Here is a 19,148-nt window from a genome sequence, read left to right as displayed (position 1 = left end):
GGGTGAAATGAACAGCTTGCGGCAAAGGAACCGTGAGAAAACCGAGAATCAGTCCTCGAACGGATCAAAGTCACGACGCACGCGGCGGCGAGGACGCTCGGAACGCTCTTCGCGTTCGGAACGGTACTCGTCATAGTTTTCGTCAGCGACATAACGCGGGTTACGGTCGAAACGACGACCGCCACGGCCACCGCGGCGATCATCACGGTCATCACGGGCCGGACGGCGATCATCACGATCGAAATCGCGATCGTCACGGTCAATGCGGCGACGACGCGGACGATCATCATAATCACGATCATCACGATCATCGCGGACCGGACGGCGATCATCACGATCATCATAGTCGCGCTCGGCACGGCGACGACGCGGACGATCGTCATAATCACGATCATCACGATCGTCGCGATCCATACGGCGACGACGCGGACGATCATCATAATCACGATCATCACGATCGGAACGACGGTCATCACGACGACCACGGCCACCACGACGGTCGTCACGGTCGGAACGACGATCATCACGACGCGTCGGAGCGGCGGATTCTTCGTTTTCGAAGCCCGGAATGGCGAGGCTGATCTTGCCGCGATCGTCGACGCCCTGGACGACGACCTCGACATTGTCGCCTTCCTTCAGCACGTCTTCGACAGCGTCGATACGCTCACCATTGGCCAGGTTGCGGATCTGCGAAATATGCAGCAGGCCGTCAGTGCCCGGGGTCAGGTTCACGAAGGCGCCGAAGCTGGTGGTCTTGACGACCTTGCCGTTGTAGGTTTCGCCGGCTTCCGGCACATGCGGGTTGGCGATCTGGTCGATGATGGACCTCGCCTTTTCGGCGGCTTCGCCACCTTCGGAAGAGATGTAGACGGTACCGTCATCTTCGATGGCGATTTCGGCGCCGGTCTCTTCCTGGATTTGGTTGATCATCTTGCCCTTCGGGCCGATGACTTCGCCGATCTTATCAACCGGGATGACGGTGGTGATGATACGCGGAGCATACTCGCTCATCTCAGCCGGACCGTCGATGCATTCGTTGATGACTTCGAGGATCGTGGTGCGAGCCTCGTGAGCCTGCTGCAGGGCGGAAGCCAGGATGTCAGCCGGAATGCCGTCCAGCTTGGTGTCGAGCTGCAGGGCGGTGATGAATTCGGAGGTGCCGGCAACCTTGAAGTCCATGTCGCCGAAAGCGTCTTCGGCGCCGAGGATGTCGGTCAGGGTCTTGAAGATGTGCTTACCGTCGACGTCACCGGAGACAAGTCCCATGGCGATGCCGGCGACAGGGGCCTTCAACGGAACGCCTGCTGCCAGCAGGGACAGCGTGGAGGCACACACGGAGCCCATGGAAGTGGAACCGTTGGAGCCGATGGCTTCGGAGACTTGGCGGATGGCGTACGGGAACTCTTCGCGGCTCGGCAGCACCGGCACCAGAGCCTTCTCGGCGAGAGCACCGTGGCCGATTTCGCGGCGCTTCGGAGAACCGACGCGGCCGGTTTCACCGGTGGAGTACGGCGGCATCTCGTAGTTGTGCATGTAGCGCTTGGTCTGAGGACCGCTCAGCGCGTCGATCTGCTGCTCCATCTTGAGCATGTTCAGCGTGGTAACGCCCAGAATCTGGGTTTCGCCGCGCTGGAACAGGGCGGAGCCATGCACGCGAGGAACGATGTCGACTTCGGCGCTCAGTGTACGGATATCACGCAAGCCACGGCCGTCGATGCGGTAGTCCTCGGTCAGGATGCGGCGACGGACAATCTGACGCTGCAGTTCCTTGAAGGCGTTGCCGATCTCCTTTTCCTTTTCGGCTTCGTCCATGTCTTCGAACTCGTTGGCAAGGGTTTCCTTGACAACCGTCTTGATCTGGGCGATGCGATCCTGACGCGGCAGCTTCTCCGCGATGGACAGGGCTTCGTTCAGGTCGGCGTGGGCGATTTCGTCGATGCGAGCGTACAGTTCGTCGGTGTACTCCGGGAACAACTGGAATTCCTTGGTTTCCTTAGCGGCCAAGGTCTTCAGCTCGTTCTGGGCTTCGCAAATCACCTTGATGAACGGCTTCGCGGCTTCCAGACCACCGGCGACGACTTCCTCGTCCGGCTTGATCTGGCCCTCATCGTAGATCAGCGTCCAGGCGTTCTTGCCGGCGCCGGCTTCGATCATTGCGATGGCGACGTCGCCGTTTTCGACCACACGGCCGGCGACCACGATTTCAAACACGGCGCGTTCACGTTCGCTCCAACGCGGGAAAGCGACCCACTGGCCATCGATCAGGGCCAGGCGTACGCCGGAAACCGGGCCGGAGAACGGCAGGCCGGAGATCATGGTGGAAGCGGAAGCGGCGTTCAACGCGATAACGTCATAAGCGTCATCCGGGTTGACGGCGAGCACTGTTTCCACAACCTGCACTTCGTTGCGCAGCGTGTGCGGAAACAGCGGACGCAGCGGACGGTCGATAATGCGGCAGGCCAGAATAGCTTCAGAGCTCGGACGGCCTTCACGACGGAAGAACGAGCCCGGAATCTTGCCTGCGGCGTACATCTTCTCTTCAACATCAACGGTCAGCGGGAAGAAGTCGTAGTTTTCCTTCGGGCTAGAACCGGCGGTAGTGGTCGAAAGGACCATCGAATCATCATCAAGATAGGCGGCTACTGCACCATCCGCCTGCTGGGCGAGACGACCCGTCTCAAAGCGCAGCGTGCGCTTACCAAATGAACCATTGTCAATAACGGCCTCAACGGCCTTGATTTCGGGACCCTCCATAGGGTTCCTCCTTTTATCTGCTATTTCCTTGCTATCAATCCACATTCCAAAATGCCGAACCGGCGTCCGGCAGCTGCTCTTGCCTGCCAGCTGTGCGGCGTACCTGGCCGCGTGCTCCTCGTAGTTCCAGATTCCAGACTTCTCACGCCCATTCCTCGGGCGCTTGCATTTCATCCCTCGTCAGAAAGCTGACAACCAAAAGCGCCCGGACACAGAAGTGTCCGGGCGGAAAGTCTTATCGGCGCAGACCCAGGCGCTCGATCAGGGAGCGATAACGGTTAATGTCAACGCGCTTGAGGTAATCAAGCAGACGACGACGGTCACCGACCATCAGCAGCAGACCACGACGGGAGTGGTGATCGTGCTTGTGCTCCTTGAGGTGCTCGGTCAGATCAGCGATACGCTTGCTCAGCAGAGCAACCTGAACCTCCGGAGAGCCGGTGTCACCTTCATGGGTCGCGTAGGTAGCGATGATTTCCTGCTTTTCTTCAGCCGTCAGTGCCACGGCATCCTCCTTGTGTTGCTGCGCGGTGCTACCGGCCCGATGCCGGCGCGCTCTCTATCCGCGGGCGAAATACGCCAAAGGTCAATTATACAGGAACACCCGACACCACGAATCAGACCATCGTCAACAGGCCGCCGAACATCACAATCAGCAAAGCAATGGTCTCAATCACAAAAAACAGAATGAACGACGCCCAACTGCGCGTCAACACATTCAACGGAGACTCTTTTTTAATCGTCACCAATAACCCCACCCACAGCACTGCAAAAACGGCAACGCCAACACCGACTGAAATAATGCCTAAATTTGCGGCATTCGCCAATGCCGACGAATCGCCGTACACCACATATGTCGCATACCAAAAATCAATTTTCAAAATGCACAGGCCGGCTATAAACTGCTCCGCCGCCAGGCCAATCACAAAAACCGCGCCCCACAGGCGCCGATGGGCGTCCACAACCAGCAGACCAAGGCCGGAAACGGCAATCAGCGTCACCGTCCACGCAACAAACGCGGCGCCGCGCGGCTCAAGCGCACTCAAATTATCAAGCAGCCACTGCGTATCGTTCACCGCGATTGTGCGCCCCCACCAATACGGCACGACGATGGCCGCAATCACCAACACCGCATACGCCAGCCACAAAACCGGATGCGATCGGCTGCGTTCAATATCAGCCAGCGACAGCGTCGATTCGGGAATGGACGCCACCGGATGCCTAGAGACTTCGTTGGCGGCCTTCACGCTTTTATCCATTCGACTCACACCATCTTGCTGATCGGCCGGACGCTCCTTCACTCCAGGCTCCTCCGCCATCTGCTGCACCTCCACCGCACCTCACGATCACACTGTTCACGATTCACACACGGCCGCCCACATTGCAAACCGCCTCTGTCTACCAAGGTATTCTACAAGCCTTGCGCGGATTTGCCGACGCCACGGAAATGCTCGATGTTGAAATTGGAAACGTCACAATCAATCCGCACCGAAACAAAAACGTCGAAAGTCACGAATGGCTTTCGACGTTTTCGCATGGAGCGGATGACGGGAATCGAACCCGCGTAATCAGTTTGGAAGACTGAGGCTCTACCATTGAGCTACATCCGCGTATCGCCTTGCAAGCAAGACGACTTGTGCAATTATACACATGGCCGCTACAAATGCAAGCGGCGATCGCGTTTGATGGCGTCCCGCCAGCACGGGGACGCATTTTTATACCACCTCTGCGACTATTTTGCAATCATTCCAAGAAGACGACGGCTGATGCAATGCCTGCGTCATGGCTGATGGAGATATGAAAATCGGATGGCGACGCTTGCGTGGAGGCAAACAGCCGCTGCGCGACGTCAGCGGCGAGTATGACGTGGGGGCATCCATGGACGTCGTCGATGATTTCAATGCGATTCCATGGAGTGTCGTCCAAAGAATACGGATAGGTGATTGATTCGGTTGCCACGTGATGCGATGCTGCTGCATTTGTGGTGATGCTGCAGCCTTGCACGCTATGACCTTGTGCATTACCGCCTTGCACATTGCAATCTTGCACGCTATGACCCTGCACATGGCGACTGATTGCTTCACACCATGCTTTTATGACAGCTTCTTTTCCTGCCCATCGCGCCGCCAAATGCACGGTTTCACCGTCGCTTTTGATTTGGCCACGCATTGCAGCCTGCCGAAGTTCTCGCGGCGAAAACAGGTTTCTCATGCGGGTTCCCGACTCACCCAACTGCGCCGCAAACGACTCAATGTCGACGACGTCATGTCCCAAACCACGCATCACATACCTCCACTAGCAAATGTGACCGAAAATTGGGCGTAAAACGGTCACATCTGCTGATGAAAACGAAGTCCATCAACAATTGTGACCGAAAAAGTCCACCAAAACGGTCACAATTGCTGAACCTAACGGTTTATTTCAGCAAAAGTGACCGAAAGTCTCCGGCAAAACGGTCACAATTGCTGAATGGATTCGCTCCCGTCAGCAATTGTGACCGTACTGGCTGCAGATAACAACCATCGGACGCCGAAAAGACGAGGGCCGGCCTCGCGATTGCACGTTCACGCTAATGCGAGGCCGGCCTTAGACGACCTAGTGTCGACCACATGAACGTTATGTCCACACGGTCAACATCGGTATGACGCTCAGGCTTCGAAGTAGCCGGAGGCGGCCAGGCGAGCCTGCGGGTCGAGCAGCATGGCCTTTTCGACCTCATGCGCGTTGTAGCCGCGACCGTCTTCATGGAAGCGACGGTTGTCGATCGGGTCGTACAGCGCGGCGTGACCCATCATGCCTTCTTCGAAGTGACGACGACCTGCAGCCAGACGCTCGTTAGCGCGGTCGCGCCATGCTTCGAGCGCTTCCGTACCAGCGGTGTTCGCCACGGCCGCTTCGAAAGCGCCCGGGTTGACGATTGCCGCGAATCCGGAGACGTGGCCAAAGCCCAGCGACGTGGCCAGACCAGCCTTGATGGTGCGGCCGGTGGCGCCGATGTTCAGCGGCTGGCGCAGCCAGACCATGTGGTCGTCGCGTTCCAGCTTCGGGTCGACGCAGTCGAGTGCCGCGTTGGCCGGAATGATGCCGGACTTGAACAGCTGCGTCAGACCGTTGACCTGGAAGATGCAGGCACCGCCCTTGGCGTGGCCGGTGAGCGTCTTCTGGGAGATCACGAACAGCGGGTTGCCGTCGGTGCGGCCGATGGCGTGAGCCAGCGTGTTATGCAGTTCGGATTCGTTCGGGTCGTTCGCGTTGGTGGACGTGTCGTGCTTGGAGACGACGGCGATTTCGTCCGGTGCGACACCGAGCGCGGCCAGATCGTGCACCAGCCTCGATTCGCGTCCGCCACGGCCTGCGGCGAGCGCGCCCAGGCCCGGAGCCGGGATGGAGGTGTGTGCGCCGTCCGCGTAGGAGTGGACGAAACCGACGACACCGGCGACCGGCAGGCCGAGCTTCAACGCGATATCGCCGCGCGTCAGCAGGATCGTGCCGCCGCCCTGCGATTCGACGAAACCGCCACGGCGACGGTCGTTCGCGCGGGAGAAGAAGCGCGCGTCGATGCCCTTGGCGTACATTTCCTCGGAATTGGCGGTGGCGTTCATGTTGCCGAAGCCAATCACCGATTCCACGCCGATGTCGTCGATTGCACCGGTGACCACGAAGTCGGCCTTGCCGAGTGCGATCTTGTCGGCGCCTTCTTCGAGGGAGACCGCGGCGGTGGCGCAGGCGGAGACGGGCTGGATCATGTTGCCGTAGCCGCCGATGTAGGACTGCATCACGTGTGCGGCGACGACGTTCGGCAGCGCCTCCTGCAGGATGTCGGTCGGGATCTCATGGTTGAGGAATCGATCGAGATACAGCTTGCGCATGGAGGACATGCCGCCGAATCCGGTGCCCTGCGTGGAGGCGACCATCGAAGGATGGATTGCCTGCAGGATTTCCGCCGGGGTAAAGCCTGCGGACAGGTAGGCGTCCACGGTGGTGACGATGTTCCACAGCGCGATCTTGTCGACGTCGCCGACCATCGATGCCGGAATGCCCCACTTGACCGGGTCGAAGCCCTTCGGGAACTGGCCGCCGACGGTGCGGGTCATGGTGGCGCGGCGCGGAACGCGGACCATGGAGCCAGCATGGCGCGTGACCGCCCATTCGCCGGTTTCGGCGTCTTCCGCGATGGTGGTGTGCGCTTCGTCCAGCTTGACGTATTCTTCGGCGATTCCACGGGTGGGCACACCGAAGGTGACGTCGTGGTCGAGGTAGATTTCGGCTTCCTCTTCGTCGGCGCCGTCCTTGTAATCGTTGCCCATGCCTTCTTCGAAGGGGCGTACACCGGAGCGTGCCACGACTTCGTCGTGATAGCGCTCGGCGATGTCTTCCTCCGGCACAAGGTTGCCGTCGACGTCATACCAACCCGGCTTCGGGCTGTCCGCCCAAGTGAGCAGGCCCATGTTCCAGGCGAGTTCGAGCACTGCGCCTGCGGACAGGTCGACGGTGCCGTCGGAGTGGATGCCGAGTTCGGCTTCGAAACGGGTACGACCGGAACCCCATGGGCCGAGTTCGCCAACGGAGACAATGACGATCTGATCTTCCGGGCGTGCGGTGACGCCCTTCCAATCGGCGAGGTTCACAGAAGCCTGACGCGGCACCTGCGGGCTGGGCAGCGCCTTGAGGCTTGCACCCTTGGCGGCTCCAACGCCGCAGCCGTCAACGCCAGCCCCCTCAGCTTCGGCGGCTGCGGCGGCATCGGCCATGGCTTCGGCGCGCAACGCCTTGATGTCGATCGGCTCGGAGCCCAGACCGCCGGTCAGGTCGACGTCGAGCGGATGGCTCTTGGCTTCCTCGCGAGCTTCACGGGTGGCCAATTCGAGCAGCTTGACGGAGATCTGTTCGGTGGAGTAGGTCTTCAGGCCGTGACGTTCCACGACCTCGACCAGCGGGTCGTTGCCGCCCATCAGTCCGGTGCCGCGCACCCAACCAATCTTCGGATGGGCGAAGGTGACGCGACCGGACCACACCTTTTCGGCGCGGGCGCGGTTGACGATGGCGTCGAATGCGCTCTTGACTTCGCCGTAGGCGCCGTCGCCGCCGAAGATGCCGCGGTTCGGGGAGCCCGGCAAGATGACGTGCAGCTTGTGCTGCACGTCGGTTTCGGCGCCGATGGCGGCCAGTCCTGCGATGGCGCGTTCCACGCCCCACAGCATCAGGCGAGCCTGGGATTCGAACAGTTCGCCCGAATCGGCCAGCGTACCGCGCACCGGCGGCGCCGCGAACGGGAAGAACAGGCTCGGCTCGTACGCTTCCTTCAGAATCGTGGTGGTCGCGCCGGAGGTCTTCTTCTGCACGTTGCCGACCCACTCGACGAGCGCGTCGACGTCACGGTAGCTGGAGAGGTTCGCCGGAACGAGCCACAGCTTCGCGTTGCCGGTCGCATGCTCGCGGTAGGTCTGCTTGGCCCATGCTTTGACGGACGGGCGGAAGCTGTGCGAGGTAGCGATAACGGTTGCGCCGCCTGCGAGCAGGCCGTTGACGACCTGCGCCGCGATGGAGTTCGGGGCGACGCCGGTGACGACGGCGATATCGCCGGCGAAGCGGGACGCGTCCACGTTCGAAGAGGCCGGGGCGAGCGCCTGCTCGGCGACGGTCTTGAATGCGGCGGCGAGTTCGGCGTCATCGGTGTGTTCTGCATACCAGGAGGCTTCGTCGGCGACGGCCTTGCCCAAGCCGATGAAGTTGCCGTTCAGGGCGGCGACACCGGCGCCGTAGAAGGCGCGGGCAAGGTCTTCGCGCGCAGAAGCCCAGCGGTCGTCGAAGAGAATGGCCTTGTTGGCGTCGAAGCGAGGCTCGACCTGCTTGGGCCAGTCGGATCCGAGTTCGGCTTCGACGGCTGCCACGACAGCGGCGTTGTCGTCGGCTTCGCCGTCGGCGGCCGGAGCGGTGACGCCCAACTGGTTGAGCACGAAGCGCGCGGTGGATGCGAGCACGCCGTCAGCACCAGTGACCTTGGCTGCGAATGCGTCGAGGGCTGCGGAGTCGACGACCGCGCCGCCGGCGGCGCCGCCCGCGCTCGGCAGTGCGACGGATACGTCGTTGTCGGCTGCGACCTTCTGCACGGCTGCGTCGATGATGGCGTTGGCCGCTGCGGCATTGGATGCCGCGTCGGTGGTCAGCGACGCAAGGTCGCCGCCGCGGGAGCTTGCACCTTCGCGGGTTTCCAGCACGATGGCGGCCACGACATGGCTGGCCCAGCCTTCGCCGAGCTGCCAGGTTTCGGTGACGCGCTTTTCGATCTGCGGCAGTTTCACGCCGACGGCGCCGAACATGCCACGCACGCGGTCACGCACGATGTCGGACAACACCGGACCGAAGGCCTTGTAATTCGGCGCGACCTTGTTGACGAGTGCGCTCAAGGCGCTGATCGTCGCTTCGGCGGCGCCGTCGACGCTGGCCACACCCAATTCGGAGCTGATGTCCATCAGCAACTGATTACGGCGAGAGGAGACGCCGTTGGTCAGGGTGTCGGTGGTGTCGTTGTCGCCGATCTGGTCGGGGCGCACCTTGGCGGAGTAGGCCAGGAGCATTGCGATTGCGTCGGATGCCTTGAATGCGATGTCTGCGACGGACGAGCCGGAAACAGCGCCGGCGACCGAAGCGGCGGGCGCGGCCGGAGCGGCGGCGACAGGCGCAGCAGCAGGCACGGCCGGAGCGGCAGCCGGAGCAGCGGCTGCGGTCTCGGCAGCGACCGGCTCGTCGTCTTCGATTTCAGGCACGAGCGAATCGGAGTCGGTCATGTACACGCGGCCTTCATCGCGGCCTACGTTGTAGACGGTCACGTCGCGGCCGGAGAAATCGGGCAGACGCAACGTCTTGGAACCGAGGTTGGCCAGCGTCGGGGAATTGCCCAAGCCGACTTCCACGTATTCCTCCACGCCGAGGCCGCCCTGTTCGGCGGAACCGAACAGCAGGGCCTGCGTTTCGATCCAACGCACCGGGGACGCGAACTGCCAGGAGAGCAGTTCGGTCAACAGCAGGCGGCCGAGCTTCTGATCGTCTTCTGCGTAGGAATCCCACACGGACGGATCGTCCAAAGCGGCCTTGATGCGTTCGGACGGCACGACTTCGAGGATTTTCGCGGCGAATTCCTTCGTCATTTCGAACGGGCAGGCCACCAGGTTCGGAATATAGCGGCCGACCAGGCGTCCGCGATAGTCGATGTATGCCGGCAGCAACGCGTCGAGCTTGTCGCGGAATTCCGGAACGCCCTTGCGCAGTAGCGTGGAGTGGAACGGCACGTCGATGCCCGGAATGAGCATGAACGCACGCTTGCCACCATATTCGGCCACGCGCTTGGCGGAGTCGGCGGCCAGAGCCTTCAAACCTGCAATGGTGCCGGCGATGGCGTACTGCTGGCCAGCCAGGTTGTAGTTGACGATTTCCAGGAATTCGCCGGAAGCCTGGGCCACGGATTCCACATAATCACGCACGTGAGCATCGTCCACGCCGAACTGGTTCGGACGCAGCGCACCCATACGGTAGTTGGAGCGGCCCTGAGCGTCGCGATCGATCAGGTGATGCATGGTGGAACCGCGGTGGAACACAAGTTCGAGCACGGTTTCCAGCGGGATCACGTCCGCGAAGGAGCTCAGCGCATTGTATTCGCCCAACGAGTGGCCGGCGAAGTAGGACGGCCAGATGTCGGCGCCGGCTTCGCGCATACGAGCGGTCTGAGCGAACGCCACGGTGGCCAGCGCCACCTGCGTGAACTGGGTGAGGTTGAGCAGGCCGTCCGGATGACGGTAGATAACGCCGTTGGCGGTCAGTTCCTTCGGATTATCACGCACGACGGCGAGGATGGAGAAGCCCAGACGTTCACGGGTGAGATTGTCCGCACGCTCCCACACGTCGCGGGCCGCCGGGGACTTGGCACGCTCGTCGAGCACCATGCCCTGGGCCTGGATGCCCTGGCCCGGGTAGACGAATGCGGACTTCGGAGCGCGCACGATGGCGGTGGCGCGGGAAACGATCTGGCCGTCGATACGGCTGGTCACTTCGAGCACCATGCCGGCGTGGCGCACGCGGCCGACGCGTTCGACGGAGATTTCCACTTCGTCGTCAAGCTGCACCATGCCGTACATGTTGTAGGTCCAACCGGCGATTTCATAGTGGGCACCCTTATCGTCCAGAGCCTGCACGGCATGCTGGGCGGTTGCGGACAGCCACATGCCGTGAACCAGCGGGGCCTTCAGGCCGCTGACTGCGGCGCCGCGATGCGACGTGTGGATCGGGTTGAAGTCGCCCGAAGTGCGCGCGAAGGCGGTCATTTCGTGAGGCGCGGTGACGGTGACGCGGCGCAGCATGCGGCGCGGCGTGCTTGCGATGTCGGCTTCGATTCCACCATAGTCAGGCGCTTCCGGCGGCAATGCGTCGGAATACGCGCGACCGCGGATAGCGAAGCGTTCGGTTTCGCGGGCGAGCAGCGTGCCGTCGGAGGCGGCATGCTCGACATGGATGGTGACGACGCGGCCGGATGCGGATTCGAAATAGTCTTCGGCCCAGCTGGTCAGCGTGATTGCCTCGCCGATGTGGGAGAGCAGTTCGTCTTCCGTGACTTCCAGCTCGATCAGGTGGTCGAGGTGGACGGCGTTGAGCAGACCTTCGATCACCGGGAAGCCATGCACGTACACGGAACCGAGTGCGGCATAGATCGCCGGCCATGCCGGTCCGACCAAGGCGTCCGGCGCGATGCGGGACGGTACGAGGTCGTGCGGCAGCGCGCCACCGGTTGCGGCTTCATGGTCGAAGCCGAGGTTGGCGGACAGCGTGTACGAAGCGTGGGCAAGGCCGAACGGATGGGCGGCCTTGTCGTCGTCCTCTTCGATCTGAGGCATTGCGGTCAGCTTGTCGCCGGTGATGGCGGTGTTGCCGATGCCAGCGGTGTCGGCCAGCATGCGATAGACGTGCTTCGGCAGGCGTTCACGGTCGACTACCGGGAACAGGCCCGGTTCGGTGCCGTCGACGTTCAGCGGGATGACGATGCTGCGCACGGCGTGCTTGGATGCACCGCAGTCCGGATCATTGTCCCAGAAGGTGTCGAGGTGAATGTTGAGATCGTACTGTTCAACATTGCCGTGTTCACCGACCTTGGTGATTTCGTATGCGGCGTCGCCGTTGGCGGTACCGTAGGCCGGGTTGGCCATCAGATGACCGACCCAGGAGATGTTCGGGCAGGAGCGGATGAACGCTTCCGCGTCGACGGCGGCGTTGAGCTGGGCGAAGGCCGAAGTCGTTTCAGCATTGTCGGCTGCGGTGCGCTCGATCATCGCCTGTTCGAAACGGCCGAGAATATCGGCGACCGGCTCATCCATCGTGGTGATACCGGCCACGGAAATCGGGCCGGGGATGATGCGCACGGAATCAGCGGAATAACGCGGGTCTTCGGACTGCCACAGCTGATCCTGGCCCCACCAACGCAGCAGATCGTTGTCGATGACCGGAACGAACGGCATCGGCTTGGGGTATTCGCGCACGAGGGTCGGGAACCAGGCTTCATCCATCGGCACGACATGCAGTTCGGAGGCCTGCGGATATGTTTCGCGCAACTTGGCGATCGCGGCGAACGGATCGGATTCGACGTCGGCGCGGGATGCGAACAGCGAAGTGAATTCGCCGCTTTCCTGCTCGACGACACGGGCTTCGATGCGCTGCAGCAAGTGCAGGAAACGGTCGGCATAGGTTTCGTCGACCCACGGGAAGGCAAGCGTGGCGAAGCGTTCGGCCCACTCGATATAGGTCATCGCCTTCAAATCGCCGAAATACGGCTTGGCGGTGGAGTTCAAAGCCTCGATGATTTCCTCGCGACGGCTTTCCAGCTCTTCCGGATGCTTCATCACTCGAACCAGCAGACGGCCGCAACGTGCGGAAGAGTTTTCCAGCTCGTAGATATCGGCATGCAGATGGCTCAGGCCGGAGGTCACGCCGCCGAGGGCCTTGCCGCTCGGCACCCACTGCTCACCCAGAGGCGCGAACGGGTCGGCATTGCCCGGCTTGGCTTCGATGCCGGGGGTCTCGACCAGCATGCGCTTGACGTCCGGGCTGGTGTGGGCTTCCTTGGCGGTCATCACGGCGGTGCCGACGAGCACGCCGTCGACCGGCATCAGCGGACGGCCGTATTCGCATGCCCATTCGCCGGTAATGTAGTCGGCCGCACGTTCCGGAGTGCCGATGCCGCCGCCGGCGACGAGCACAAGGTTATCCTGCTCGCGCACTTCGGCATAGGTGGTCAGCAGCAAATCGTCGAGGGATTCCCAGGAGTGGTGGCCGCCTGCGGAACCGCCTTCGACTTCGATCAGCACCTTCGTCGGAGCGACGGCCTTGGCGATGCGCACGACCTGGCGAATCTGGTCGACGGTGCCCGGCTTGAAGCTCACATACGGGAAGCCGTCCGCGTTCAGGGTCCTGATCAGTTCAACGGCTTCATCCAATTCCGGAATGCCGGCGGAAACGACGACGCCGTCGATCGGGGTGCCGCTGGCGCGCTTCTTCGGTACGATACGCTGGGAGCCGAACTGCAGATTCCACAGATAACGGTCCATGAACATCGCGTTGAATTCGATGGTGCGGCCTTCTTCGAGCTCTTCTTCCAGCGTGGCCACATGACGGTCGAACACGTCGGCGGTCACCTGTCCGCCGCCTGCAAGTTCGGCCCAGTAGCCGGCGTTGGCTGCCGCGGCCACGATTTCAGGGTCGACGGTGGTCGGGGTCATGCCCGCCAGCAGAACCGGCGGCTTGCCGGTCAGCTCACTGAAGGCGGTGCGCATCTTGCGACCAGCCGGAGTGTCGATGACGCGCGGCGCGAAACGCTTCCAATTCTGCATGCGCTCCGGCTCGCCGTCCATGGTGGCGAGCGCGGCGCGATCGGCTGCGGTGGAGGCTTCCACCACGCCGACGCCAGTGCCTTGGGCGACGGTGGAGAACAGTTTGCCGACCGTGCTGCCGGGACCGAAGTCCAACACCCACAAGGAGGCGGTATCAACGGATTCCATCATCGCCTTGACGCGTGCGGACCAGTCGACATGGTTGAACAGCACTTCAGCGGCGAGTTCGCGGGCGTGCTCGCCGTCAATGCCACAGACTTCAGCCCAAGAAACAGCCTGTGAAACAGCGTCTTCCATCAGCGGGCTGTGGAACGGCAGAGTCACGTCGAGGTATTCGAGCGTCGGATCGAATACGCGGCCACCGCGCACCTTTTCTTCGCGCAGCTTGGCCTGATGCTTGTGTTCCTTGGCGACTTCAACGCCGAATGCGGCAAGGTCTTCCGGGTATCCGGACAGCACGTAATGTGTGGCCGAATTGGCGACGGCCACTGCGATCGGACCGCGAGCGCCGGACATGCGTTCGATCAGCGCGTCGACCTGCGCGCGGGTGATGTCTTTGACGGACAGCATCGGGGTGGCTTCGCCGTGACGTGCGGCCAGGCCGAGCTGGCGGGCCTGTCGGGTGCCGGCGACGCCGATCAGCGTCGCGATGGCGAGAATCTCGTCGATTGCACCGGCTGCGGCTTCAATGGAGCCTGCCTTTTCAATAGCCTGGACCATATGCACGGCGAGCACGCCCTGGGAGTGGCCGAGCACTGCGACGGGCTTAGCCACGGCCGGATTATAGCCGAGCTGGGCTGCGTCAAGCAGTGCGGCCAGCTGGGCGAGAGCGATGCCGGGAACGCTGGCTGCCGCTTCGGCGGCGGCTCCCAGGCGTGCCGGATTCGGCTCGTAGCCGTACAGGTCGACTGGGCGTCCGGTGGTGGCGAGCAGTTCGGCGGATACCGGATACAGCATGTTCTGTGCGACGTCGGTGTGCTTGCGCAGCGCGTCGGCGAGTGCGGGGTCGTTAAGCGCGTCGGCGAGCGCGACCGGCCACGGGGTGGACTGGCCGGCGAAGGCGAGCGCATGAGGCTCGTTGGCCAGTCGGTTCAGGAAGAATTCGTTCATGTTGGTCCTTCGTTCTTTGTTTGAAATCTTTGATTGCTGCAGGCGATGTTTACAGCGGCTGGTTGCCGTGATGCCTGCTGGTTGCGCGGACGCGGCGTTTGCTGGCGAGCAGCGACAAACCTTGGATGATGGTCTCGCGAGTTTGTTCGGGGTCGATCATCGCGTCGATTTCGCCGGTTTCGAGCGAGAGATTCGCGTTGACGGTGGTCTGCTCGTATTCGGCGATGAGTTTGGCGCGCAATGCGTCGACGTCTTTGCCCATGTCTTTGGCTTTGGCGAGGTCTTTGCGGTGGATGATGTTGACCGCACCGGCCGCGCCGAGCACTGCGATCTGGCTGCTGGGCCAGGCGTAGTTGAGGTCTGCGCCGATGGATTTGGATCCCATGACGATGTAGGCGCCGCCGAACGCCTTGCGCAGGATCACGGTGATGAGCGGGACTTGCGCGTTGGAGTAGGCGTAGATGACTTTGGCGCCGCGTCGGATGATGCCGGCGTGCTCCTGTTCGGAACCGGGCTTGTAGCCTGGGGTGTCCACCAGCGTGATGACGGGCAGGTTGAATGCGTCGCATAGGCGCACGAATCGTGCGACTTTTTCAGAGGAGTCGACGTCGAGGATGCCAGCGTTGACATTTGGCTGGTTTGCGACGATGCCGACCGGATGTCCGTCGATGCAGGCGAATCCGACGACCGCGGAGCAGGCGAACAGTTCGTGCACTTGCACGAATTCGCCGTAGTCGACGATGCAGCGGATCACGTCGAGCACGTCGTACGGCTGGCGGTCGTTGTCGGGGACGATGCTGGCCAGTCGTCGCGCCACATCGTGGTCGGCGCGGGTTGCGGCATACGCATAGGTCGGCGGATTGCTTTCGCAGTTCGACGGCAGGTATGCCAGTACGGTGCGCGCGTAGTCGATGGCGTCGGATTCGTCTTCGCCCAGGTAATGCGCGACGCCGGATACGGCGTTGTGCACATAGCCGCCGCCCAGATCCGCCATGCTGATGGTCTCTCCGGTTGCCGCTTTGACGACGTCCGGACCGGTGACGAACATGTTGGAATTTTCACGCGTCATGATGATCAGATCGGTCAACGCCGGGCAGTAGACGGCGCCGCCTGCGCAGGGGCCGAGAATCAGTGAGATTTGCGGGACGAAGCCGCTGGCGTCGCAGGTTTTGGTGAAGATGCGACCGTATTGCGTCAATGCGGCGACACCTTCCTGAATACGCGCTCCGCCGGAGTCGATGACGGCGATGATCGGCACTTTCAGGCTGATGGCCTGGTCCATGAGCCGGCAGATCTTCTGGCCTTCGGCCACGCCCAATGTGCCGCCTTTGACGGAGAAGTCCTGCGCATAGACGGCGACCTTGCGACCGTGGATTTCACCGAAGCCGGTAATGACGGCGGAGCCGGCGACGCCTGCGTTGATGTCGCCGCCGCGGAATCGGCCGACTTCTTCGAAGGAGCCGGTGTCGAGCAGCAGGTCGAGGCGTTCGCGAGCAGTGAGCTTGCCTTTGACGTGCTGACGGTCGCGTGCATGCGCTTCGGCGTCACGCGCCAGTTCGGCGGCACGCAGTACGGATGCGCGAATCGGCTGACGCTCGCCGTCTGCGGCATTGCCCTGTCCGGATGCGGCCATGACGGCCGGCGATTGCATGATATCCGTCATCCTCATCCCTTCTTTGCCTGGGTCACGTCAATGGTCATCAGCGTTTCGCCGGCTTCGACGCCGACTGCCGGAGAGACGAAGATCTTGGTGACGATGCCGCCGGCCGGAGCATACACGTAGTTTTCCATCTTCATGGATTCGAGTACGACCAGCAGGTCGCCCTTGGCGACGTCCTGTCCTTCGGCGACGTTGATGCGGGTGATGACGGCCTGCATCGGCGAGGCGATGACGCCCGGCTGGCCTTCGGTTTCCGTATTGTCTTTCTGCACATGATGCAGACCTTGGCCACGCAGCGGCTGTGTCGGGCGCTTGGCGCCGCGGGCGCGGGCCGAACCGGTGAGATTCTCGACGATGTCAACAGGAACGGTCAGTTCGACGCGCTTGCCGTTGACTTCGATGAAGAAGCTTTCGCTGGATGGGCGTTCGGCCACAGCAGCTTCGGCATTGCCACCACTCAGGGAGGCCGGCTGGCCGCCGCTTGTGGCCTGAGGATCACGGTTAAGATACTTGCGTTCCAGCCATTTGGTGCTTACGTCGAAATCATGGCCGTGTTCTGCAGTGAACTCATCATCGTTGAAAATCTGCTCGAACAGGCTGGCCGGGGTCGGCACGCCTTCGATATGCAGCTCGCCCAATGCGCGGCGTACGCGCGCGATGGCGGTTTCGCGATCCTGCGCGGTGACGATGAGCTTGCCCATCATCGAATCGAATTTCGGAGACACGGTGTCTCCGGCGACGACACCGGAATCAACACGGATGCCGGGACCGGCGGGCCAACGCACTTCGGTCAGCGTACCGGAGCTCGGTGCCAGATTCGTTGCCGGATCTTCGCAGGTGATGCGCAATTCAAAGCTGTGTCCACGGACGGGGGCGTCGGCGATCAGTTCGCCGCCGGATGCGATGGCGAGCTGTTCACGCACCAGGTCGATGCCGCTGACCTCTTCGCTGACGGTGTGTTCGACTTGCAAGCGCGGATTGACTTCGAGGAAGTAGACCTTGCCCAAGTCGGTGACCATGAATTCGCAGGTGCCGAGACCCACATAGTCGACCGCTTCAAAAAGATTGCGCGAGTAGCGATACAGCTGTTCGGCGACTTCGTCGGTGAGGAACGGGGCCGGAGCCTCTTCGATAAGCTTCTGATTGCGGCGCTGCACGGAGCAATCACGCGTCGAATACACGGTGAAATTGCCGTGGCTGTCACGGCCGCACTGTGTTTCGACGTGACGGCCCTTGTCGATGAATCGTTCGACGAAGTATGCGTTCAGATCGCCGCCCTGCAACGCATCATGGTTCATGTAGAAACCGCGAAGCTCATCATCGTCATGTACCAGGGTGATGCCGCGGCCGCCACCGCCATCGGTGCGCTTGAACATCAGCGGATAGCCGTGCGTATGGGCGAAATCCAACAGCGGGCGAATGTCATCAATGGACTGCGAGATGCCGGGAACCGGCGGCACCTTGGCGCGCGTGGCCACACGACGGGCGGTGATCTTATCGCCCAAATCGGTCAACGCCTGCGGGGAAGGGCCGACCCAAATCGCACCGGCGTCGAGCACGCGCTGCGCGAAGGAAGAAACTTCAGACAGGAATCCATATCCGGGATGCACCGCGTTCGCGCCGCTTCGCTCGAGGATGTCGAGCATCAGATCCTCGTTGAGATACGTGTCCTTGTAGGTGTCGCCGGACAGCAGGTACGCTTCGTCCGCCATGCTCACATACTGCGCATGGCGGTCCTGTTCGGCATAGACGACAACCGTGGGGATGCCCATCTCTTGTGCGGCACGAACGACGCGAAGCGCGATTTCGCCTCGATTCGCCACCAGCAATTTCTTGACATTAAAAGACATGCCGTCAAGCATGTCACATGTTCCACACACGTATGAACTCGTTTTCCAACAAAACTGGAATCAAGTTTTTGTACAAGCGCACAAACGCAACCCAAGCCCCGGTGCGGCTAGCATAAAGAACACTTCGTGAAACATCGTCAATCTCATACAAGGAGCTTTCACCATGGCCAACGCCATCGCGCTGCTGTGCTCTGCCATCGACCGCCGCGCCATCATCACCATCGGCAAGCCCATCGTTTTCGCCCTGCTGCTGTGGGCCGCCTCCGCCGCCGGCGCCGTTCCGATTCCGGGCACCCCTGTGCCGATTACGTTGCAGACTTTCGTTGTTATGGTCGCCGCTCTGGCCATGAGCTGGCGTCAGACCGCCGCCGCCATCGCACTGTATCTGGCCGCCGGCGCAGTCGGACTGCCGGTATTCGCAGGTGGCACTTCCACCGCCGCATTCTTCGGCCCGAGCGCCGGCTTCCTCATCGGCTTCCTGCCGGCCGCCATCGTCACCGCTTGGCTGAAGGGTGACGCTCGCCGCATCGCCGAAGAAAACGCCAAGTCCGACAAGGGCTTCGCCGTGCGTGCAGCCCTGCGCTTCGCCCGCTACTTCGCCGCCTGCATCGCCGGATGCATCGTCCTTGACTATGTCCTCGGCATCGGCGTGCAAAGCATCATCACCGGCGTCGATCCGTTCACCGTGACCCTCGCCTCCACCGGCTTCATCGCAGGCGATCTCGTCAAGGCCGTCATCGCCTCCCTCACCATCGCCGGCGCCCGCTCCCTGCGCTGACCCCGCCTTCAAAATCTGTCATAACAGTACTGCTGTGACAGATTCAAGAGTCGAAGAGCCCGCAAAACGTCATAACAGTGCCAGTATGACTGGAAAATAATGAAAAAGCCCGCAGCCAGCGGGCT

At 61.9% G+C, this 19,148-nt stretch carries 7 protein-coding genes, 1 tRNA gene and 2 pseudogenes; 1 reads left to right on the top strand and 9 read right to left on the bottom strand.

What is annotated here, in order from left to right:
* Nucleotides 1-48: 48 nt before the first annotated feature.
* The 9 genes and pseudogenes from AC1AWD_RS00575 to AC1AWD_RS00535 all read right to left on the bottom strand — a co-directional run bounded on the left by AC1AWD_RS00575 (nt 49) and on the right by AC1AWD_RS00535 (nt 18,245).
* Nucleotides 49-2,754, bottom strand: a complete 2,706-nt coding sequence (locus AC1AWD_RS00575) for a polyribonucleotide nucleotidyltransferase (RefSeq protein WP_476563151.1) — start codon at nt 2,752-2,754, stop codon at nt 49-51.
* 235 nt (nt 2,755-2,989) lie between these two features.
* The gene (rpsO, locus tag AC1AWD_RS00570; protein WP_476563150.1) at nt 2,990-3,259 is read right to left on the bottom strand and encodes a 30S ribosomal protein S15; all 270 of its coding nucleotides are present in this window, start codon (nt 3,257-3,259) and stop codon (nt 2,990-2,992) included.
* 112 nt (nt 3,260-3,371) lie between these two features.
* Entirely contained in the window at nt 3,372-4,073 is a 702-nt protein-coding gene (locus AC1AWD_RS00565) for a teichoic acid transporter (RefSeq protein WP_476563149.1), read from the bottom strand.
* Nucleotides 4,074-4,290: 217 nt separating this feature from the next.
* Nucleotides 4,291-4,364 (bottom strand) — tRNA-Gly (locus tag AC1AWD_RS00560).
* A gap of 133 nt (nt 4,365-4,497) precedes the next feature.
* Complete coding sequence (locus AC1AWD_RS00555) at nt 4,498-5,037, bottom strand: holo-ACP synthase (RefSeq protein ID WP_476563148.1); 540 nt, start codon at nt 5,035-5,037, stop codon at nt 4,498-4,500.
* Nucleotides 5,038-5,402: 365 nt separating this feature from the next.
* A pseudogene (locus tag AC1AWD_RS00550) lies at nt 5,403-9,398 on the bottom strand (beta-ketoacyl synthase N-terminal-like domain-containing protein); the annotation flags it as partial.
* A 20-nt stretch (nt 9,399-9,418) separates the two neighbouring features.
* Nucleotides 9,419-14,735: pseudogene (locus AC1AWD_RS00545) on the bottom strand (fatty acid synthase subunit beta domain-containing protein); the annotation flags it as partial.
* A 49-nt stretch (nt 14,736-14,784) separates the two neighbouring features.
* Nucleotides 14,785-16,398, bottom strand: coding sequence for an acyl-CoA carboxylase subunit beta (locus tag AC1AWD_RS00540; protein WP_476563146.1), 1,614 nt, complete (start codon nt 16,396-16,398; stop codon nt 14,785-14,787).
* A gap of 2 nt (nt 16,399-16,400) precedes the next feature.
* Nucleotides 16,401-18,245, bottom strand: a complete 1,845-nt coding sequence (locus AC1AWD_RS00535) for an acetyl/propionyl/methylcrotonyl-CoA carboxylase subunit alpha (RefSeq protein ID WP_476563145.1) — start codon at nt 18,243-18,245, stop codon at nt 16,401-16,403.
* Nucleotides 18,246-18,408: 163 nt separating this feature from the next.
* Here AC1AWD_RS00535 and AC1AWD_RS00530 point away from each other — a divergent pair, with 163 nt between their 5' ends.
* Nucleotides 18,409-19,023 carry a biotin transporter BioY gene (locus AC1AWD_RS00530; protein ID WP_476563143.1) on the top strand — a complete coding sequence of 205 codons (615 nt, stop codon included), beginning with the start codon at nt 18,409-18,411 and terminating at the stop codon, nt 19,021-19,023.
* Nucleotides 19,024-19,148 lie beyond the last annotated feature (125 nt).

It is taken from the genome of Bifidobacterium sp. LH_512 (genome assembly GCF_056356435.1).
This window is presented reverse-complemented; position numbering and strand designations above follow the sequence as displayed.